Consider the following 21,387-nt stretch of genomic DNA (forward strand, 5'->3'; position numbering starts at 1 on the left):
TCCTTTGGAGGTGACATTCGCTTCCCTTGAGTTCTATTTTTTGATTTGCACTATTGTTAAACTCAGAAAATCATAAAATGGAACAAATACATTATATATCTCCAGCACCATTAACATTCGAAAAGCTTGATGACTTATTAAGTCAAGATATTAAGGTTAAATTATCAGAAGAGGCTACACAACTTATACAGCGTTGTAAAGATTATTTGGATAACTATTTAGTGCAGCATGATGGACCCGTATATGGAATTAATACAGGTTTTGGAGCGTTACATAATCGTTCTATCTCAAAAGAAGATTTAAGTAAGTTACAGGAGAATCTATTAAAGAGCCATGCTTGTGGGGCAGGAAAAGAAGTGCCTAAGCAAGTGGTTAAGTTGATGTTGCTTTTAAAAGCTCATGCCCTAAGCCAAGGGAAATCTGGAGTGCAGGTACTAACTGTTCAACGCTTGCTCGATTTCTATAATAACGATATTTACCCTATTGTATTAGAACAAGGTTCACTGGGAGCTTCTGGCGATTTGGCTCCATTAGCCCATTTATTTTTGCCTTTAATTGGTTTTGGAGAGGTTTATTATAAAGGTAAAAAAGTATCTGCACAGAGCATGCTTAAACAAGAAGGTTGGCACCCAATTAAGTTGGAAGCAAAAGAAGGACTAGCTCTATTAAATGGAACGCAGTTTATGAGTTCTCATGCTATTTATACTTTGTTAAAAGCGTTTCAGCTATCGAAATATGCAGATGTTATTGCCGCTTTATCTATAGATGCTTTTAACGGAAGGTTGGATCCGTTTAAAGAACAATTGCATACTATACGACCGCATGCAGGACAAATTGAGACTGCTCGTAATATATGTTCCTTATTAAAAGGAAGTGAAATAATAAGTCAAGAGAATAAGCAAGTTCAGGACCCTTATTCATTTAGGTGTGTTCCCCAAGTGCACGGTGCAATAAAAGATGCAATAAACTATGTGGCAGGAGTAGTTTATACGGAAATAAATTCAGTTACAGATAATCCCATTGTTTTTCCAGATGAAGAAATGATTTTATCTGGAGGTAATTTTCATGGTGAACCATTGGCATTAGCTATGGACTTTCTGAGTATTGCCATGGCAGAGATAGGTAGTATTTCAGAAAGACGTACCTACCGATTAATCTCGGGAGAAAGAGGCCTTCCAGAATTTTTGGTTGCTAATCCAGGCTTAAATTCCGGCTTTATGATACCGCAATATGCAGCAGCCTCTATAGTAAGTTTAAATAAACAAATGGCCACACCTTCATCTGTAGATTCTATACCTTCTTCCAACGAGCAAGAGGATCATGTAAGTATGGGGGGTAACGCTGCTACTAAGGCATTAAAAATTGCCATCAATGTAGAACGAGTTATAGCTATTGAATTATATAATGCGGCTCAGGCCATTGAATTTAGAAGGCCTTTAAAAACATCAACTTATCTTGAATCTTTTTTGGCTGAGTTTAGAAAATCCGTTCCTTTTGTTACTGAGGATATCATCATGTATAAAGAAATGGAAGCCGCGGTTGAATTTCTACAGAGTGGTCAGTTTGATGAGTTTAATTCATAAAAAAAAGCCCCAATGATTCCAGTCCTTGGGGCTTCTTAGTATATGGTTGTTTTACTTTCGTTGAAAGTTTCTGTTCGAAGGGTTGATGTCTCTAGAACCTTGCCCTTTAATTTGTTTTAAAAGAAATGTTTTAAACTGATTTTCTACATTGTACAGTTTCATCAGTTTATCAATAGATAATACTTCTTTTAGTTTTGTGTGATATTCTTGTCCAAGAGTAGCTTCCTTTAGTCTAAATGCAATTAATTCATCTAATAATTGCGTTTTCTCATCTTCAGAATAGCTTTTCCAGTTCTGATATAGCTCTCGTGAAGCTGCCTTTTTGTCGTTATTAAGCTTTTCTTTTTTCCTAAAAAACTCATTGTATACTGGCCAGAATTCTTGTGCTTCGGCAGAGCTTAATTCAAGTCTATTGGTAATAAATGCTACTTTTTGAGCTTTAATTCGTTCTAATTTTTCTTGTTTTGAGATTTGTCCCATCACAGAAAAACTAGCGATTAAAAATATGAGTGTTATAAAAAACTTATTCATCATCGCTAAATTAAAAAATTACAAGGCTTTCTACATCTTCAATGCTCAATCCTTCTAATATATTTTGGTTGGTTTCTAATTCTTCAAATATAGGTGAATTATCCTCTTCTACTATAAAATCAATTATATCTGTTTCATTTAGTCTCGAAGCTAAAAAATCTAAGGATACTTCTTCTGTATTATAAGCTAAATTAGTATTCTTTGCCGTAAAATATGGTATGCTGTAATAAGCCATGGCAATAAATATCATCATCGCAGCCAACGAAAGCCATGGTTTCATCATGATAAGAATACTTTTCTTAGGCGTACTTTTTTCTTCGGCAATAATTTTATCCATCATTTTATCTTCAAACGAATCGAAGTAATTGTCAGGTACCTTAAAACCCGCCGAGGGTGCCTGCTTCTTTATGCTGTTTAATATGTTATTCTCTTCTTTCATCTCATTTATTGTTACTAATAATTAATTGATGGATTCAGATTTATTAGTATCGCTTGTTAGTTGTTTGATGCTCAAAAATACAAAAGGTTTAATGCTGAGCTGATATTATTTTACATTATTCTATATTTTCCTTTAAAAAGGCTTCAATTTTTTTTGTTGCATGATGATAAGAAGCTTTTAAGGAGCCTATAGAAGTATCTGTTATTTCAGATATTTCCTGATATTTCATTTCTTCAAAATACTTCAAGTTAAAAATAATACGTTGCTTATCTGGTAATGTGGCAATAGCTTGTTGTAACTTAAGTTGTAAGTCGTTTCCATCGAAATATGGATCGCTTTTTAGGGCATCTCCATGGTTGTTGTCTTCATCATTAATGGAGTATTGACTTACCTTTTTCTTCTTCTTTAGTAAAGTTAGAGCTTCGTTGGTTGCAATACGATAAAGCCAAGTGTACAAAGCTGAGTTACCTTGGAAGCCTCCAAGGTTTTGCCAGATTTTAATAAAACAATTCTGAAGTGCGTCATCAGCATCATCATGTGTAACTACAATTTTTCTAATGTGCCAATATAAGCGTTCCTTATATCTGGACATTATCAACCTAAAAGCATCCTGTTGTTTGCCTTCGGAATTAAATAGTTCAATTATTTCTATATCTGTAAGTTCCTGATCGACCATTAATACATTTCAATAACCATCGTACCATTTGACGAAGATTGTATAAAAAGGTTTAATCTTTTAATTAAAATATTTTGGTGAGATGTGTTGAATGTGCTTTTGTTGGTTGTAAATGAGGAGTATAGGTGTGAGGGTGTTTTAAAGAAATGATTATATGACTATGTTGTTCAAACTTATAGAGGCAGATTATGAGTTTGTATTTTTACCAACCAAAAAATTGATGTACTTTTGCACCACTTTTTGATAATCTAGTGACACTGAAATAAATATAAAAATGGCATTACAATGTGGAATCGTAGGTTTACCCAATGTTGGTAAATCAACCTTATTTAATTGTTTATCAAACGCAAAGGCCCAATCGGCTAACTTTCCTTTCTGTACTATTGAGCCCAATGTTGGTGTTATAACAGTGCCAGATGATAGATTAATAAAATTAGAGGAATTGGTAAATCCTCAGCGAGTTTTACCTGCAACGGTTGAAATCGTAGATATTGCGGGTTTAGTTAAAGGAGCCAGTAAAGGTGAGGGTTTAGGAAATAAATTTCTTTCTAATATTAGAGAAACCGATGCAATTATTCATGTGCTTCGTTGTTTCGAAGATGATAATATTACGCACGTTGATGGATCGGTAAATCCTGTTAGAGATAAAGAGGTGATTGACCTTGAGTTGCAGCTAAAAGATCTTGAAACGGTTGATGCCAGATTACAAAAATCTGAGAAAGCAGCTAGAGCTTCTAACGATCCTGATATGAAAAAGCTGGTTGAGGTACTTCATTTATATAAAGCAGCCTTAGAAGAAGGTAAATCTGCTCGTTCTGTTGAGTTATCTGAATCGCAAGAAAAGGTAGCGAAAGAATTATGGTTGTTAACAAATAAGCCTATTTTATACGTTTGTAATGTGGATGAGGCATCTGTTATTGATGGAAACAATCATGTAGAAGCTGTAAAGGCAGTTGTTGCTGATGAAAATGCTGAAGTATTAATAATTGCTGCTCAGACAGAAGCTGATATTGCTGAGTTAGAATCGTTTGAAGAACGTCAGGAATTTTTAGAGGATATTGGATTGAATGAATCAGGAGTAGCTAAATTAATTCGCTCAGCTTACAAGTTGTTAAATTTAGAGACTTACTTTACTGCAGGAGAAAAAGAGGTAAGAGCATGGACCTATCATAAAGGAGCTACTGCGCCGCAGGCTGCTGGGGTAATTCATACCGATTTCGAAAAAGGTTTTATTCGTGCAGAGGTTATTAAATATGACGACTACGTTAATTTAAAAACTGAAGTAGCTTGTAAAGAAGCTGGTAAAATGAATATTGAAGGGAAAGAATACATTGTTCAGGATGGAGATATCATGCATTTCAGATTTAATGTTTAAGAATATATACTAATTCTATATTTAAGCCGATCTGTTTTTAATAGATCGGCTTTTTTTATCTATGTGATAATTTTTGTTCTTGCATATGCAACCAGTACGTATTAATTTCGTTCTGTATAAGTCGCAGTTGTATAAATGATTTATAAATATTTTTTCATACTAGTGTTGGTGCTATCTACGAGCTGGATAGTAAGGGGGCAATCGAGAGAATCGATAAATCCAGGGGTGAATTATGTAGAAAAGAAGTTAGTGGAAGGTGATACGCTACCTCATGTAAACATTGATGAAGTGAAGGTTGTACAACCATGGAAGTTTAAAAATAATCGTCAGCAACGCAGATATAGTAAGTTAGTTATTAATATAAAAAAGACCTTACCATATGCTCGATTGGCAGAGAAGAGGCTAAAAGAGATTGCATTGGAATTAGAAAATATAGAGGGAGAAAAGAATCGGAAAGTCTTTTTAAAGGATGCGGAAAAAGAATTGTTTGAGGAATTTGAAAAACCATTACGAAAGTTGACCTACTCTCAAGGTAGAATGCTTATAAAACTGATTGATAGAGAAACGGGTGATACCAGCTATGAGCTTATAAAGGATCTTAAAGGTGGTTTCTCCGCATTTATGTGGCAGTCAGTGGCTCGACTTTTTGGTTCTAATTTAAAGTCGGAATATGATGGAGGAGGCGATGATGCCATGATTGAGCACATCATATTAATGATTGACTATGGTATGTTATAGATTAAATAAAATTATTAGCCAATTTTGATAGCTCCTCTATTAAAGGCTTTAAGTTAGCTGATGCTAAAGGGATTTCGATGTTAGAAAGCAAAATAAGGTTTTTCTCTTTATCTATTTCCGTGATGAAATTAAGATTTACAATACTAGATCGGTGTGTTCTGAAAAAATGATTCTTAGGTAAATTTTCTTCAATACTTCCTATTGTTCTTGAAACATATAATGGATCGCCTGTAGTCTTGTATATTTTGCAATAGTTACCATCAGCAACAATAGCTTTTATTTGATTGTATGATACAATATGAACCCCTTTTTGGTGGTTAACTAGTAATTTGCAGGTGTTATAAGCAACATCGGTATTTTGATTAATATTGTTATTATTCGATGAGTTCTTTTTAAGATTAATTTTTAAAACAGCATCAACAATGTCTTTAGGTTTAATAGGCTTCAGTAGATATCCAGAAGCACCTAGACCAACAGCATCAACAGCATATTGTTGGTGCGCTGTAATAAAAATAACATCAAAATTAACAGTATCTAAATAGTTGAATAAGTCGAGGCCAGATTGATGTGGCATAGAAATGTCCAGAAAAACTATGTCAGGATCGTGTTTCTTTATAAAAGATATACCATCAGTTAAATTATCACCAGAAGCAACTACCTCAATAACATCATGTAGATACATTTGAAGAATCTTTTCAATGCTTTGTCTTGCAGAAACTTCATCATCTATAATTATTGCTTTTAGCATATATACGGAATAAAATCTATGGTATTTGGTATTTCTATAGCGTAAACTTAAGCAAAAAATATAATACTGTAAAGAAAACTTTTATTTATAAAAGGGGGTATTTCGTTTAAAAAAGTATTGTCTTCACTAAGTGGATAACGAAAGAGTTTTATTTTCAATTAAAATAATCCAACTTTGTAAAAGTAACCTAACACTTAAGTTATGAGTAAAATTACATTAAATTATCGATCATGGTTTGGCATTAATAAAATAGAATTCCCAAATTTTATTCTGTTTGTTCAATGTGTAATTGTTGCAACAGTTGCACTCTTACTTATAGTTCATTAAATACTTATTGTTTTCCAAAGAAAAGTATTACCAAACCAAAAGAAAGGCTTCTAAACGTAGAAGCCTTTTTTTATATCATTTTCAATAGTTCTGTCACTAGCTTATTTGTTCCAGTCTCAATATCAATAATACTAGCATCTAACATGTAGCATGGGGTTGTTACTATTTTATTATCAGCATCCACTATTACTTCTCCATGATTAGATGATGTATGAATAGCACCCATTATTTCAATGGCTTCAGACGTTGCTTTATCCGATCCAATGGATACGTTTACATTTCTTAAAACATTAGCTAATATAACAGGCGAAATACACATTGCTCCAATAGGTTTTTGTTTGGAATGGAACTGTTTAATGATTTCTGCAATTTCGGAATTAACCACGCAGTTTTCTCCGTTGAATGCAAAGTCTGAAAGGTTTTTTGCTGCACCGAAACCACCTGGTAATATCAATGCATCAAAGTCATCTATCTGCAAGGTCGAAGTAGGGTAGATATCACCTCTAGCTATTCGAGCAGATTCCTCAAGTACGTTTCTTGTTTGCTTAACTTCATCACCATTTATATGATTGATAACGTGATGCTGGTTCATATCTGGAGCAAAACATATGTACTTGCAGTTATGCTTTGCAATGGCTAATAGAGTTAAGGTGGCTTCATGAATTTCAGCCCCATCAAAGACGCCACAACCAGATAATATTACAGCTATATTTTTCATGATATTAAAAGTATGTGTTGAAAAAAAATGTTGAAACAGATAATTTTACTCAAACTCTAATATAATGGCAGACTTTGGGTCGAGTAAAACATTACTTAAATTTGTATAACTAATTTTTGAAATAGGGTTGATAGCCTTACTGTATTTATTGCTTACGTTACTAATGCTAGTTAAATCTATTTTTTGGTGACTGGTGTTATTGTTGTATACGATAAGAATATCGGAATTGCTATTGTATCTTAAAACGGCATAAATACCATTCTTGGGGTTATAGTGTTTTGTATTACCCCTTTGTAGAACGGTTTTGTTTAATCTCCAATTCAGTACGTCTGAGATATACTTGTGTGTTTTTAAAACATTAGAGCTCATATTACTTTTGTCAGGAAAAGCACCTCTAACATAATCTACCCCTCTTTGGTTTGAACCTTGTAATAAGTATTCACTACCATATAAAATTGACGGAATTCCCCTATTTGTTAAAATATAGGTGTATAACATCTGAACAATTCCAGGATCTTTATCAGCTATGTTATAGGCTCTTGAAGATATGGAGTTATCAATAAATACAACTTGGTTCTCAGGTTGCTTGTAATTAAAGTCTCTACTTAAGTTTTCTAAAAGTAAATTTACCCCTTCTTCTGCTGAAATATATTCTGAGAATGAATTTCGAAGTGTATGATGAATAGGATAATCATAATTAAAAACAGAAAGATCAGAAGGAATATGTTTACTATAATTTGCTAATCTATCTTGGTCTTTCGTATTAAGATCCGTTACTATTTGTAGGCTTGGAAAGTTAGTGTTAATCTCCTTTAGTAATTCAGCTATAAAATGAGTTTTATTTAGGTGTGTTTCGCAAATTTTAATAGCATCAGGCATACATTTTTCAATCCACCAAATCGTGTTTTGTATTAAATATTGTTTTGAGATAGGAGCGTCTTGATTAATTAATTGGCTCGTGGTGATGTTGTCCTTATAATATTGATACGGAATTAAGTCCTGATCGTTATATGGATCAGATAGGTAATGGTTTTTGTCTGAGTAATCTATGTTTAGCTCCATAGGAATCACCCAGCCCTTTATGATTGATTTACCAAAAATATGATGAATGTAACTAGACTCGTGTAGTACTAGGTTTTGAATGTACTTAATGTTACTAGCTTTACAATTTTGCCTAAAAATATTAAGATCGGCAAAGGAGCCAAAACGTTTATCTAGTTTGTAATGATTGGTTATCTCATTACGATAATAGGAGTGTGAAAACTGATTGCTTTCGTATATAGGAGAAAGCTCTACGGCTGTAAAACCCATCTCTTTAATATAATCGAGTTTGCTAGTAATCCCTACTAAATCACCTCCATGTATACCTGAAATGCTAGCGTTATCTGGTTTCTCAAAATATCCTTCAGGTTGATCATTTTCAGAATCTCCATTAATAAATCGATCTATTACAACTTGGTATATTGCATCTGACGAACTTAATTTTTCGGTATTAAAGTTTTTGTTTTTTGCGGTTAATGTAAAATTTATGCTTTGTTGTAATCGTCCTGACTGATAAATGTTTATTGGAACAACGCCTGGCGTTGCATTGGCTAAGATTTCTAAATCAAGAAATACTAAACTAGGAACCTTTGTAAGAATGACTTTATTTAATTTTACACTGGAGTGAGAAATCTGAATATTAGAGGATGAAATGGCTGTTCCTTCAATTGAAACAAGGATGTTATTATACTTCATTCCTGTCCACCAATTTTTTGGAAAATAATCTTTTACTACATTTTTCCCAAAGACATTCATAGATGTAAATAGAAAAAATACTACAAGTAATATGTTAAATGAAATTAATCTTTTCATGCTGCCAATTTATATCTGCGATAATACTCAAAATTATCCATAAATATGCAATTCTCCAAAAAGGGGTTTTTTGTTGAGTAATAGTCATGAGGTGTAAAATAATACCTAATAGGGGTTATTTTATAACGCATGTTTCAAAAGGGTGTACATTTAGTTCAAAATTAGTACTCATGCGTACTATTAAGGTTTTTTAACTTGTGTGATGAACCTTTTTTTAATAGTTTTAAGATATGAAGGTCACTAAAAGGGCAAAAATAGTGGTGACATTCAGGTAGAAAAACAGTGTTGTATTTAACGTAATTTGATAAGGGGCTGGTTTTCTATTTTTTATTTGAGAGTAATTTTCGGGTTTTATGAAACTAAAATTTAAGGACATGTTTAGAAAGACGGAGGATAATACCGTAAGGTTGAAGAGAAAGATATTTTGGTTCTTTGTAATTGAGGTATTATTAGTAATTGCATTATTAGGCTTTACTTTTTTCTTAATAACGGTAGTATTAAACTAGCAGTTTATATTTACTTTACATATAGGGATTTTTGAAATAGTATTTTCCCGTCAAGCCAAGTGGTCAACTTCCATTCACCTTTTTTATTGTGAATGGGTTCCCATATGGTATCTCCTAAAAAGAATTCGTAATTGTTAGAGTTAACAAAGTACTCTCCTGTAAACGGAGGTGCTGGGTTACCATCTTCATCAGGAAAAGCTGGGTGGTATATTTCAAATTGTATACGTTTACCCTTGGCTCCTTTTATGCGTACCACATATCCGAATTCAACATCTAACTCGCATGGTATCTCCGTAGTTATTTTTTGAAGCTTAGGGAGGTCTTTTGAGCCGCGTTCCCAACGACTGTAAATTCCATAACTATATAATTCAGAGTCTATTTTCTTTTTTGCCATTTGTAATTTATTCTTCCAGTTGATATTTTAATTGGTCTAGTATGATTGGAATATCCGTTTGCTGAATTCCATTTGATAAAAGTACGGGCATGTCTTCTTCAAAAGTCTCATAAAACTCAGTAAACCCTTTAGGTAACTGAGAAATGGCCTTAGCGTAAAACTTCAATGCTTCTAATCGATTATCCTTACACCAAAATACATGACCAATATTTATTAGGTCGTGTGTTCCTGTTTCTGAAATAAGTAGTTTTTGGTAATACTTTTCCGCCTGATCAAACTTGCCATTGACCAAGGAGCACCATGCGATTGGTCGCCATACTTTTGTGTTGGACTGATCGAGATATTCTACTTTAAAATAATACTTTAAAGCCTCATCGTAATCCTTAAGGTCTAAAAAGCAATGACCAATGGAGGCCTGCGTATGTAAATCTTCAGGATTAATTCTTTCTGCAACCTGATAATATTCAAGTGCTTTATCAGGATTCTTAAGTTGTTTGTATGTTAAGGCTATTTTCTTTGTTGTCCACAGTTGCTCTGGTTTTAAAATGTCAGCCTTTAAATAGGCATTTAAAGCCTTTTTGTGTTGCTTAAGCTGTTGATAACAATACCCAAGTTTTTGCGTTATTTCAAGGTTATTAGATTCTGCAGAATCAATACTTCCAAAGCATTCAGACGCTTCTTGAAAATATTCCTTCTTAAAAAAGAATTCAGCAATTTGACGTGTTTTATCATTATCGGTAACTAGAGTTTGAAAAAACCATTTGTTATAGAAATCCATCCTCCACGAAAAGATATCTTCAAACTGACTATGCTGAGGATGTACTTTGTAAAAACGATACAAATCCTGAATATACCTATTAGATATCATCGAATTTTCTTTGTTGGATGACAACATTTTTTCATCCTTTTCAATCTCATCCATTTGCTCCAGTTGTTGTTTAAACATAGTTCCCATCATGTCTTTTTGAAACTGAGGCATGTGAGGAACACTAAGAAAAAGAGAGTACTTGTCAGAGTTACACAAGAAACCGGAATTGGCTAAACTGTCTTGAATTTCTTTAGATGAAAAGATATGTGTTTCATCCTTTAATGTTTCCTTTAATTCTTCATTATCTAGATGAAAGGGCATCAGCCAATTGTGCATCGTATTGAAAAAACTAAAATGCTTTAGCATCTTAAATGTATTTAGAAAAACATCTGCGCCTTCCATTTGCAGTTCTGTCAATTCTTCCAATTTACTCATTAACTCAGGTGAATCTTTAAAGAAGTCTTCCCATTCTGGGTTTTCGCCTTCGTTAAATTTCTCGCCTAACATATTATCCAAATCTAATTTGTCTCGAAGGTTAGGTTGCATTTTTACAACTTCAGGAATAATCTCATCCATCAACTTTTTCGAAATCTTTTCCGTTTCTCGAGTTCTGATTAATTGAATAGCTATGGTTAAAATATTAGAAATTAATTTCTCATCTTCTTGCATGATGCTTAAGCGAGAAGTAATTTCAGGATACAATTTTAAGCGCTTGTCATATTTAAATAAAACCAGTAATAAACTGGTAATTACTCTTTGTTTTATTTCCTTATAGTCTATTGCCAAAAAGTCAAATAGCAAAAGTACTTTCTCTAAACAAAACTCTTTTAGCGTACCAATACTTAATGCCGAAACAAAAATGCATTTGTAACTATAATGCAAAGTTTCATCATGGATTAAATCTTTAATAAGAATGCATTCTTCTTTAGAAATTGAATTGCTAACCCAAAGTTTATTAAATAAGATTTTTAGGGCTTCTTGTTGATTATTACTAGTAAGCCCAGTTTGTTCTGTAATTTGCTTTTGAGCTATTTCACCAAATAAATTATCGATGTTTTGTTTTAAACTCTGAGTAACACCAATATTTCGTTTGGTTTCGTAAAAGAGACCATTTGATTGTTTACTGTTAATTTCTGAGAATAATTTATCAGATAAATGGTAACACGAGGTTAATATATTGTCGTATACTTTCTGGCGTTCTGGGTCGCTAACTCCTTGAACGGTATACTTAAGCATGCTTTTGTAAGTGAATTCGATATTATAATGCTCATCAATGAAATCACCAATGTGCTGGTCTTTTATAAGTGCACCTAAAATGGTTAAAGCATCTTTAATTCTTTTCTCGCTTAAAGCTAGCTCTACCTCAGTTTGTTTTGACTTTATATTTGATATACTCATTGCTCAAGTGGTATGTAAATTCGAATTAGCAAAGTTATTAATATTATGTATATGGCGAAAAACACAAGCTCCAATATATTACTTTTTAAGTGATACTTTTTGTTTGTTAGAATAATTCAATAAAATGTTTTATTAAATTTAACCAGCATTATTATTTAAAAGGTAAAATGAAGACTAAATATAAAATACTTGTTTCTATCTCTACACTCATTGTGGCAGCCGTTTTAGTGTTTGGAAATATAGCAGGACGTTTAATTATTCAGATTAATAATAATACGCATAGAGCTAAGCACGTGCACAAACCGTTAGTTTATGGATTAAAAGATAAAAAAGTTGTTTATACTTCAAAAGACGGGTTAAAGCTTTCTGCTATTTTGGTGCAAACAGAAATAGAACAGCAAAAAGGAACAGTAATATTAGTACATGGTATTCGTTCAGGAAAAGAACATTATTTGCCAGTAAGCAAATTGTTATCAAAACATGGATACAATTCGGTATTGGTTGATTTACGAGCACATGGCCAGAGCGAAGGAAAGTATACTACATTTGGCTATCATGAAAAATATGACATGAGCATATTAGTGGATTCTTTAATGAAAATGAATAATGTAAGCCATCATATTGGAATATGGGGTAATTCTCTAGGTGCAGCCGTTTCGTTGCAGGCGATGTCTATCGATAAGCGAATTAAATTTGGAATTATAGAGAGCACTTTTGCTGATTTTAAAACAGTTGTTCATGAATATTCGGCGGGAACAGTTGGCTTCAATGTCCCAATATTGAATAATTATGCCATTTGGTGGGCCGAAATAATAGGCGATTTTAATGGGAAAGAGGTGGTTCCATCAGAAGCAGTAAAGAATATAAGCCAAGCTGTGATGATGGTGCATGGAACCGTAGACAGTAATATTGATATTAAATACGGAAAAAAGAATTTTAAGAACTTGGCAAGTACAGAGAAGAGTTTTGTGGAAGTGCCAAATGCTAATCATGGTAATGTATGGCAAGTAGGAGGGGAAAGATATTTTCAACAGGTTATTGATTTCGCGGATAGTGTATCGATGAAAAAAGTGTCATCTTATCATACAGCACTATGAAAAAGGTAGTTGTAGTGCTCGCATGTTTGATCTTGATGTCTTTCGTTTCAGATGGGTTTAAAGCAGAGCAAAAGAGATACCCGAGAGTTAGAAAGGCTTACGAGGAAAAAGGAGCAAGTGTAAATCAAATATTAGAAGCTACATCAATAAAAGTGGATGAGCTTGAAATTTACATACGTGTTTTTAAGCACAGTAAGGAATTAGAGCTGTGGGGGAAAGCCAAAAAAGATAGCACTTTTAAAATTTTAAAGATTTACGATATCTGTAAAACTTGTGGCCTTCTTGGCCCTAAACGACAACAAGGCGACATGCAGATTCCGGAAGGTTTTTATCATATTGATGCTTTTAATCCTGCAAGTAATTTTCATTTATCTATGCGTGTAAACTACCCCAACAAGTCGGATAGAATATTAGGCGTAAAAGGAAAGTTAGGCGGTAATATTTGTATTCATGGAGCATGTGTTACTATTGGTTGTATGCCAATAACTGATGCGCAGATTCAAGAATTATATTTGTTTTGTATTGAAGCTAAAAATAATGGACAAGTGAAAATTCCGGTTAGTATTTTTCCTGCACGATTAGGTGATAACAATATGAATGTTTTAAAAGATAAATATGCTTCGGATAAGTCTAAATTAGATTTATGGGAAGATTTAAAGCAAGCTTACGATAAGTTTAATGAATCAAAGAAGTTACCTAGTATTCAGTTTTTAGTGAATGGAAGGCACATGGTACTATAAAGTGAATACTGAATAAAACTATAAACACATGAAAGAACATAATTGCGACAATTGTAGTATGAGGTCAAAATTCGATTCTAAACCAAAGTCCTTAGTAGGACGATTTTGGAGATGGCATATTAACTTTTGTCCTGGTTGGAAAGCTTATTTTAATGATTTAGATGAAAGCAGTAAACAGGAGTTGAGAATTAAATACAATCTGAAAAATAGCTAAATTCCTTTATTGTAATTAGCATTTATTGTAGGCTTAATAGATTCTTGAATGCTATTACTTGATTCGGATGAATCCTTGATTAAGCCATTAAACTGCTCAATTATTTCATGTTTATTATTTCCTAAATCAGTAGCTGTTTTAATCTGACTAAAATCAGTACAGAAAGAGTCAAATTTGTTGGGGAAATCAGTTATGATATCTGTATTTAGGCAATTATGAGAAGCATAAACGTAGTGATGACTTCCCTTGTTTTTGTCTATGATAAAAGAGCTTCCATTTTCTTTAGTAATACTTGTTTGCTTTACGCAGTCGTTTATGCAATGCTCATCCACTTGTGGTTTATAGCAACCAGTTGTTTGCTGAAATAAGCATTGTCTTGTAGTCATTAGCACAATGGGGTGATAGATTTGATAATGTAATTCAAAATCTTTTGGCGCTTTAATACCCAGCATCTGTTGCTTATTTAATTCATCAGAAATAAAAGCTCCTGAGCAATTAAACTCCTCTTTTAAACATAGAATACTGTATGAGTTTGTTAAGTTTAATTGAGGCCCAGCAATCCAATTTATATCTTGCTTAAATGCCTCCATGGCTATCCCCAAATTATCTGTAACTATACGCGTTGGTTGAACTTTTTTAAGAAATGAAACTGCCTGTGCAAACTCATTTCCAATTAATATACTTGGAAACCAAGGAGTGATATTTCTGTGTTTTAAGAAAAACTCTTCCAAGCGTTTCTCCTGACTAGTTAAATCACTAGGCATTTTGTAAAAAGTAGAACTAGCCTTGGTGCTTAAATCTTTGTCATCTATCGAAGAAATAATAATAGATAATGCCGTTTCTTTCTTATGTGAAACTTCGTGTTTTAACTTAGGAAGTTTAATAGGTGCAACAAAAGCCTGCTCGTTTAGCAAATAAAATAAGTCGTTTTTTAAAGTAGTAAGTTCTTTAAATGGCAAAAAGACTTGCTCTGAGAGTTCACTTAAATCAATATCAGAAATTGTATAGTTAGTTTCGTTGAGTGCTTTTAATCTTTTATATATGGAATCGTAGTTTAAAGCTTCCGTTTTATTAACTCGTAGTTTAAGTTTCGATTCAAGTATATAAGTGTCGGTGGGAGTTTTTGCCGTAATTTTCAAGGGCTGGCCTTCCGTCCCAGATACGTAGAGTTTTAAGTCTAACTTTTCTATTGAAATTGCATTAATTCGCGCCTCAACAATAGCTTTCAACTCCTCTTTGTGCCTAAGAAGTTCTCGCTCGGCATGCTGCCTTTCTGCATCCGAAACATCGCTATGTATTTTCTGAACTCGCAAAAGGGTATTGTCTCTAGGGTTGTCGATAAACATGGAATTGGAAATGCCTGAATGCAAATATCCGTTTGAAAAATCCCTGTTAAATACGGTATATAATTTCTCTTTATCGTTTAGTAAATCTTTATTTTTTAAATAGCTATTAATCTGTTCTTTATAAGTGCTAATTACGGTGTGTATATAGTCATGTTTTTTAATTCTACCTTCAACTTTTAAAGAATAAACACCAGCGTCAATTAAACTATTAACATCCAAATAAGCAGCATTATCCTTCATATTTAAAGGATAGGTTTTTCCCATGCGGGTGGGCTCAAATTTATCTCTACAAGGCTGACTGCATCGACCTCTATTGCCCGATTGTCCACCATATACCGAACTCATATAACATTGGCCAGAAAACGAAATGCAATTAGAACCATGCACAAATACCTCGGTAGAAACTTGGTGTTGTTGGCCAACCGACGTTAGATGTTTTATTTCAGATAAATTAAGCTCCCGCGATAGATTAACACGTTCTGCCTTTAATTTACTCAATGCTTTTATCTGCCCCTCGTTATGCGTGGTAAGTTGTGTAGAAGCGTGAACTCGAAGTGTTGGAAAGTAATTTGTAAGTATGTAGAATAAACCTAAGTCCTGAATGATTACACCATCAATAGAGGTGTTTACAAGCTTGTTAAGCAAGGTGATGAGGTTCGGAATTTCACTTTCCAGGATAAGGATATTTAGGGTAAGAAATACTTCGCAATGGTGCTGGTGGGCTAAATGAATAACGCCAACTAATTCTTCAAAACCAATGTTGGAAGCCCTGTTGCGTGCGTTAAACTTATTTAATCCACAATAAACAGCGTCCGCTCCAGCTAATATTGCAGCTTTAATACTATCCAAATCTCCTCCAGGAGCCAATAACTCAATTTTCTTATCCACAAGGCAAAGGTAGATTAATTGTTATCACAACAAAAAGGTTAATACGCATGCTTTTTCATTCAGCATCGCTAAAATATGACTGCGTTTCATTGTTTTTTTATTCAGTGCTACTACTTTTTAATTGGTAACTGAAGCTTTGTTAAATGCTTAGGGTGACGAATCAATTTTGCGTGATGACGAGTTAAGTTATCAGTATTTGCATGTTATAAATAGCTTAAATAAAATGGTTTTAAAAGTGTTTGTCTTGAATTTATTATACGATATTTGTGTAAAACCCTTTTATCATGAAGAAACTTCTTTTTATTATTTTAGCGCTGTTACCATTAACAGGAGCTTACGCGCAAAAGTCTACACAGCAAATTATTAATCAATATTTTGAAGCTTTTAATAAGGCCGACCTTGTCTCCCTTAATTCTTTAATTACAAATGATTTTGTAATGCAGGAGGGCAGTTTTGTAATCTGTAATAACCGAAAAAGCTTTGCTACTATTTTTAGATGGGATTCTGTTTTTCAACCTAAGTTTGAAGTGCAAAAGATTACACCTAATGAATCGGGGGCAATTGTGCGTATTGCCAAAACAGGTACACGAATTCAGTTTTTGCATGATTCCCCAATGGTATCAGATATTCATATTAAGATTATAGACCATAAATTAAAAACCATAACTATCAACGATTATGTGAAGTTTGATAATGAAAAATGGCAAGGTAGGTTAAATGATTTAAAGAATTGGGTAAGTAAGCATCATCCTGATTTAAATGGCTTTGAACGTGACTTAACTAAACGCGGTTCTCAAAATTATTTGAAGGCTATTAAGCTATACTCAAAGAGAGAGCTGGCTCTCGAAGAAAAAATATTTATAGATAAAACCTTACAATTAGTTCATTTAAAGGATTCTATTTTTTTGCATGTTAGTTGGTATCCATACGGAGGAGGCAAGCCTTATCCTTCAAATGGACTATTGGTGGTGAAAAATGGAAAAGCAATTATGATTGATACGCCACCTGACAATAAAAAAACAAAAAAGCTTTATGAGTTTTTGTTGAGTAAAATGAATATTGAGGTTACTTATCTAATTCCAGGGCATTTTCATATTGACTGTATGGGAGGTATTGATTTTTTGCATAAACAAGGGGTGCATAGTTTGTGTGGAAGTATGACATACGAAAAGTGTAAAACGGAAGGATTAACCTTACCAAATGAATACTTTAAAAAAGAAAAGGTGCTCAATTTTAACGGCCTTACAGCAGAATGTAAATATTTTGGTGGAGGTCATTCTTTTGATAATATTACGGTTTGGTTGCCGGAATCTAAGGTGCTGTTTGGAGGCTGCATGATTAAGGATGTGAAGGCTAATGGCATGGGGAACTTAAGTGATGCAAGCGTTAATGAGTGGGATGGTACAGTCATGAAAATACAAGATGAATACCCGCAAGCTGAAATTGTTATTCCTGGTCATGGAGATTATGGAGGTAAGGAATTACTGGCCCATACGATTGAAGTCGTTCAAAACTATAAAGCGAGCAATGTCACAAAGTAAATTCTCCTTCCTTAAAAGGTTGCATAGTTTTAAATATGCTTTTAATGGATTAAAAATATTATTAAAGGAAGAGCATAATTCAAGGATTCATTTGTTTGCAACAATTGTGGTATTAGCACTTGGGCTTTTTTTTAAAATAAGTAAAGGAGAGTGGATTGCGGTGATATTGGCCATCGGAATAGTTATTTCTATGGAGTTAATTAATTCGGCTATTGAAAGTTTAGCGGATTTTGTGAGCGCTGATAGACACCCGCTTATTAAAAAGAGCAAAGATTTAGCTGCAGGAGCTGTTTTGTGGGCAGCGATTTGTGCATTTGTGGTTGGATCGATTATCTTTTTACCTAAAATTTGGAATTTAATTTTTTAAAAGATGAAGAGTAAGTTTTACAAAGAGCAAGAAACAGTTGATCAGTATATTAAGATGGCCCAGGAGCATGATGGTGCTAATATTATCGAAAAACTAAAACCATATTTAAATAAAGAGGATCAAATTTTAGAGTTGGGTTCTGGTCCTGGTTCCGATTTTAAAATTCTTAGTCAAGATTATTCTGTGATTGGGTCGGATTATTCCGATGAGTTTATTAAGCGCTTAAAGGCGTTATACCCAAATGAAAAGTTTTTAAACCTGGATGCTATTACGTTATCAACGGATTTAAACTTTAATGCAATATATAGTAATAAAGTATTACATCATTTGGAAGATGAAGAACTACAAGCATGTATTGTGAGACAAGCTGTAGTTTTACGTCCAAATGGAATAATATGCCATACTTTTTGGAAAGGGAATGGAACGGAGGATTTTAATGGAATGTTTGTAAATAATCATAAGGAGGAAGAGTTAAAGGACCTGTTTTATGATTTATTTGAAGTTTTAGAGCTTCAATCCTACAAAGAGTTTGAAGAAGGGGATTCTATTTTAGTTATAGCAAAAAAGAAGAATTAACGGTTCGTTTAACTATTTTAACTTCTGGATGTTTCGTTAATTTAACGAGCTTTTTGTCTAACTATATTATAAACAGATAGTAATTAGTAACAATCTTACCACAGTAAAGTCATCGTATATTCATAGTTTTATATAGAACGCATGTTGTTATTGCTCAAGAATAAATAGCTAAAAACTAAGACTTTATTAAAAAATCCTATGACAAATCAATCTACATCTATTCGTTTTCATGTGGTAGACGCCTTAAGAGGTTTTGCCATTGTTTCTATTATGCTTTTGCATAATATCGAGCATTTCGATTATTATTTTAAACCTACAGGTTTACCTGATTGGATGGTTAGCTTAGATACAGGTATTTGGGACACTTTATTTTTTCTGTTTGGAGGAAAATCCTATGCTATATTCGCCTTGTTATTTGGCTTAACCTTTTTTATTCAATCCAATAATCAGGAAAAGAAAGGAAAAGATTTTAGAGGGAGGTTTGCCTGGCGTATGGTTTTGCTATTTGCATTTGGAATCTTCAATTCGGCATTTTACCAAGGCGATATACTTACGCTTTATGCGGCTGTAGGAGTCCTACTGATTCCCTTTGCTAAAGTGAACAACAAGGTGGTTCTTGCGGTAATTATTATGTTAATTCTTCAACCACTTAATTTATATCACTTTATTACTGCGGTTCAAAATCCAGATATGGAATTGGCAAACCCTTCTTCGTGGGCTTATTTTGGTAAGGCAAAGGCCTATCTATCCGATAACTCGTTTTGGACAAATGTTGTAGGTAACCTCACTAATGGAAAGAGTGCGGTTGTTTTATGGAGTTGGGAGAATGGTCGTTTTTTCCATATGTTGGCCTTATTTCTAACGGGCATGTTAATAGGTAGAAAACAGCTTTTTGCAGAAAGTACAGGGAATAAAAAGTTTTGGATAAAGACTCTAATTGTTTCTTCAGTTGCATTTGTTGTGTTGTTTTTTATTCAAAAAAATGCAGGTGAACATCTTACTACTAAAGCTTTAAAAAGAACATTTATGGTATTGGAGGTATCGTATACCAATCTTGCTTTTATGTTGGTGTTGGTTTCAGGGTTTACTCTATTGTTTTGGAGTAGAATAGGAGTTAAGGTTTTAAGTGTATTTTCACCCATAGGTAAGATGAGTCTTTCTAATTATATTTTCCAGTCCATAATAGGGGCAAGTTTGTATTATGGTTTCGGATTAGGCCTTTACAAATATATAGGAGCTACCTATAGCCTTTTAATTGGTGTTGTATTAGCCATTTTGTTAGGCGTTTTCTGTACTTGGTGGGCTAAAAGATTTAAGCATGGTCCGCTAGAACGTATATGGCATAAACTAACTTGGATAAACTTGAAGTAGATTAAGGTACTTCTGTAAAATTAAAGTAAAAGGTAGTTTGATTAATGTAAGAGGAGGTATACGAAATATCTCCTCCGATACTTTTGGCCAATGATTTTGCATTAAAAAGTCCCAGTCCTGAACCTCTCTTTTCAGGATAAATATTGTTTCCTCTGTAAAAGGGATCAAATAAGGATTGTTCGCTAATCTTGTTATTCATTACTCCTTTATTCCATACTGAAAATTGCCAATCATGATGGTGTTTTTTCTTTAATTCAATTTTTACGCGACCATCTTTAGAGTAATTGACTGCATTGTCAATGATGTTACTTAATATTTTGTAAATACTTTCTTTATCAGAGTTCAAATTAATATCAGGGTTAACCAAATTGTTTAATTCAATATTGTTCAAATTATAATATTTAAGTTTTATATCTCGAGTAATATTAGTTATCAAATTAAAAGGGTTAAAACTATGGGTGACATGGTTTGTTTGTCCTGTAATAATTAATGATGCTTCTAAAACATTTTCAACTGTATCAAGTAATTCCTTACCGCTTTTATAAACTAATTCTAAATAGGGTATGAGATGGGTATCTCCTGTTTCATTTTTAGCATATTCAGTAAATCCAAGAATACTATTTAAAGGTGTTCTTATTTCGTGCGAAATATTATTTAGAAACTCTCTTTTAAGTTTATTGGCTCGTTGCTCATTTTTTAGAGAAACCTGAAGGCTTTCCATGAGCTGTTTTTTCTCTATTTGTAATGCGTATTTTTCAAGGGCGCTGTATAAAATAGATTTTAAATGTAAATAATTCCAAGGTTTTTGAATAAACTGAAAGAACACATTAAAATTAAAGGCATTTATAACTAAATCCATATTTGTATAGGCTGTAACAAGAATGAAAATAGCATCAGGAAACTGATCCTTAATTCTCATGACAAATGATAAACCATCTTCATCCGGCATTTTAAAATCAACCAAAAATACAGCAATTTTATGTTCATCTAAAATCTGATTGGCTTCCGTTTTATTGCTGGCGGTTATGATATTAAAATCCTTATAGTAGCTTGTTTTAAAACCAAGTAGATTTTCTTTTTCATCATCTATGTAAAATATGGCTGGGTATTCTTTTCCATTTCTCATATGATATTAGTTTATAATTGTTTTTA

Annotated in this window: 20 protein-coding genes; 10 read left to right on the plus strand and 10 right to left on the minus strand. The window is 33.1% G+C overall.

Annotation, left to right across the window (positions count from 1 at the left end; all coding sequences use genetic code 11):
- Positions 1-77 precede the first annotated feature (77 nt).
- Positions 78-1,583 carry a histidine ammonia-lyase gene (gene hutH / locus A8L32_RS00435; protein WP_075589729.1) on the plus strand — a complete coding sequence of 502 codons (1,506 nt, stop codon included), beginning with the start codon at positions 78-80 and terminating at the stop codon, positions 1,581-1,583.
- A gap of 51 nt (positions 1,584-1,634) precedes the next feature.
- Here hutH and A8L32_RS00440 read toward each other — a convergent pair whose 3' ends face one another.
- The 3 genes from A8L32_RS00440 to A8L32_RS00450 all read right to left on the minus strand — a co-directional run bounded on the left by A8L32_RS00440 (position 1,635) and on the right by A8L32_RS00450 (position 3,229).
- On the minus strand, positions 1,635-2,114 hold the full coding sequence (locus A8L32_RS00440) for a hypothetical protein (protein WP_143524969.1): 480 nt from the start codon (positions 2,112-2,114) through the stop codon (positions 1,635-1,637).
- Positions 2,115-2,124: 10 nt separating this feature from the next.
- Positions 2,125-2,553 (minus strand): hypothetical protein, encoded by a 429-nt coding sequence (locus tag A8L32_RS00445; protein WP_075589731.1) that lies wholly within the window; start codon positions 2,551-2,553, stop codon positions 2,125-2,127.
- 115 nt (positions 2,554-2,668) lie between these two features.
- Positions 2,669-3,229, minus strand: a complete 561-nt coding sequence (locus A8L32_RS00450; protein ID WP_075589732.1) for an RNA polymerase sigma factor — start codon at positions 3,227-3,229, stop codon at positions 2,669-2,671.
- A gap of 274 nt (positions 3,230-3,503) precedes the next feature.
- On the opposite strand from A8L32_RS00450, the gene ychF reads away from it, so the two are divergent.
- The gene (gene ychF, locus A8L32_RS00455; protein ID WP_075589733.1) at positions 3,504-4,604 is read left to right on the plus strand and encodes a redox-regulated ATPase YchF; all 1,101 of its coding nucleotides are present in this window, start codon (positions 3,504-3,506) and stop codon (positions 4,602-4,604) included.
- Positions 4,605-4,739: 135 nt separating this feature from the next.
- Positions 4,740-5,342 carry a DUF4294 domain-containing protein gene (locus tag A8L32_RS00460; RefSeq protein WP_075589734.1) on the plus strand — a complete coding sequence of 201 codons (603 nt, stop codon included), beginning with the start codon at positions 4,740-4,742 and terminating at the stop codon, positions 5,340-5,342.
- Position 5,343: 1 nt separating this feature from the next.
- On the opposite strand, the gene A8L32_RS00465 is transcribed toward A8L32_RS00460, so the two are convergent.
- The 5 genes from A8L32_RS00465 to A8L32_RS00485 all read right to left on the minus strand — a co-directional run bounded on the left by A8L32_RS00465 (position 5,344) and on the right by A8L32_RS00485 (position 12,095).
- A complete protein-coding gene (locus tag A8L32_RS00465; protein WP_075589735.1) occupies positions 5,344-6,090 on the minus strand; it encodes a LytR/AlgR family response regulator transcription factor in 747 nt (248 codons plus the stop codon).
- Positions 6,091-6,487: 397 nt separating this feature from the next.
- Positions 6,488-7,135 (minus strand): isoprenoid biosynthesis glyoxalase ElbB, encoded by a 648-nt coding sequence (gene elbB, locus A8L32_RS00470; RefSeq protein ID WP_075589736.1) that lies wholly within the window; start codon positions 7,133-7,135, stop codon positions 6,488-6,490.
- 45 nt (positions 7,136-7,180) lie between these two features.
- Positions 7,181-8,989 carry an alpha-amylase family glycosyl hydrolase gene (locus A8L32_RS00475; protein ID WP_083631117.1) on the minus strand — a complete coding sequence of 603 codons (1,809 nt, stop codon included), beginning with the start codon at positions 8,987-8,989 and terminating at the stop codon, positions 7,181-7,183.
- Between the two features lie 516 nt (positions 8,990-9,505).
- Positions 9,506-9,889 (minus strand): DUF3859 domain-containing protein, encoded by a 384-nt coding sequence (locus tag A8L32_RS00480; protein ID WP_075589738.1) that lies wholly within the window; start codon positions 9,887-9,889, stop codon positions 9,506-9,508.
- Positions 9,890-9,896: 7 nt separating this feature from the next.
- Entirely contained in the window at positions 9,897-12,095 is a 2,199-nt protein-coding gene (locus tag A8L32_RS00485; protein ID WP_075589739.1) for a tetratricopeptide repeat protein, read from the minus strand.
- Between the two features lie 167 nt (positions 12,096-12,262).
- Here A8L32_RS00485 and A8L32_RS00490 point away from each other — a divergent pair, with 167 nt between their 5' ends.
- The 3 genes from A8L32_RS00490 to A8L32_RS00500 are packed head-to-tail and all read left to right on the plus strand — an operon-like array spanning position 12,263 to position 14,146.
- Complete coding sequence (locus tag A8L32_RS00490) at positions 12,263-13,192, plus strand: alpha/beta hydrolase (protein ID WP_075589740.1); 930 nt, start codon at positions 12,263-12,265, stop codon at positions 13,190-13,192.
- Positions 13,189-13,932, plus strand: coding sequence for a L,D-transpeptidase family protein (locus A8L32_RS00495; protein ID WP_075589741.1), 744 nt, complete (start codon positions 13,189-13,191; stop codon positions 13,930-13,932). Before A8L32_RS00490 ends, A8L32_RS00495 begins: the two co-directional genes overlap by 4 nt.
- 28 nt (positions 13,933-13,960) lie before the next feature.
- A complete protein-coding gene (locus tag A8L32_RS00500; protein WP_075589742.1) occupies positions 13,961-14,146 on the plus strand; it encodes a hypothetical protein in 186 nt (61 codons plus the stop codon).
- Here A8L32_RS00500 and A8L32_RS00505 read toward each other — a convergent pair.
- Positions 14,143-16,380 carry a peptidase U32 family protein gene (locus tag A8L32_RS00505; protein ID WP_075589743.1) on the minus strand — a complete coding sequence of 746 codons (2,238 nt, stop codon included), beginning with the start codon at positions 16,378-16,380 and terminating at the stop codon, positions 14,143-14,145. The genes A8L32_RS00500 and A8L32_RS00505 overlap by 4 nt on opposite strands.
- Before the next feature lie 284 nt (positions 16,381-16,664).
- Here A8L32_RS00505 and bla point away from each other — a divergent pair, with 284 nt between their 5' ends.
- From bla to A8L32_RS00525, 4 genes are all read left to right on the plus strand, one after another.
- Positions 16,665-17,921 carry a subclass B1 metallo-beta-lactamase gene (gene bla / locus A8L32_RS23265; RefSeq protein WP_083631118.1) on the plus strand — a complete coding sequence of 419 codons (1,257 nt, stop codon included), beginning with the start codon at positions 16,665-16,667 and terminating at the stop codon, positions 17,919-17,921.
- Positions 17,908-18,288: a diacylglycerol kinase family protein gene (locus A8L32_RS00515; RefSeq protein ID WP_075589744.1), complete on the plus strand. Its 381-nt coding sequence runs from the start codon at positions 17,908-17,910 to the stop codon at positions 18,286-18,288. The genes bla and A8L32_RS00515 overlap by 14 nt, the downstream gene beginning before the upstream one ends.
- 3 nt (positions 18,289-18,291) lie before the next feature.
- Complete coding sequence (locus A8L32_RS00520) at positions 18,292-18,864, plus strand: class I SAM-dependent methyltransferase (protein ID WP_075589745.1); 573 nt, start codon at positions 18,292-18,294, stop codon at positions 18,862-18,864.
- A gap of 198 nt (positions 18,865-19,062) precedes the next feature.
- Positions 19,063-20,235: a DUF418 domain-containing protein gene (locus A8L32_RS00525; protein WP_075589746.1), complete on the plus strand. Its 1,173-nt coding sequence runs from the start codon at positions 19,063-19,065 to the stop codon at positions 20,233-20,235.
- A 1-nt stretch (position 20,236) separates the two neighbouring features.
- Here A8L32_RS00525 and A8L32_RS00530 read toward each other — a convergent pair whose 3' ends face one another.
- On the minus strand, positions 20,237-21,361 hold the full coding sequence (locus tag A8L32_RS00530; RefSeq protein WP_075589747.1) for a hybrid sensor histidine kinase/response regulator: 1,125 nt from the start codon (positions 21,359-21,361) through the stop codon (positions 20,237-20,239).
- Positions 21,362-21,387 lie beyond the last annotated feature (26 nt).

Source organism: Labilibacter marinus (assembly GCF_001659685.2).
Classification (GTDB): Bacteria; Bacteroidota; Bacteroidia; order Bacteroidales; family Marinilabiliaceae; genus Saccharicrinis; species Saccharicrinis marinus.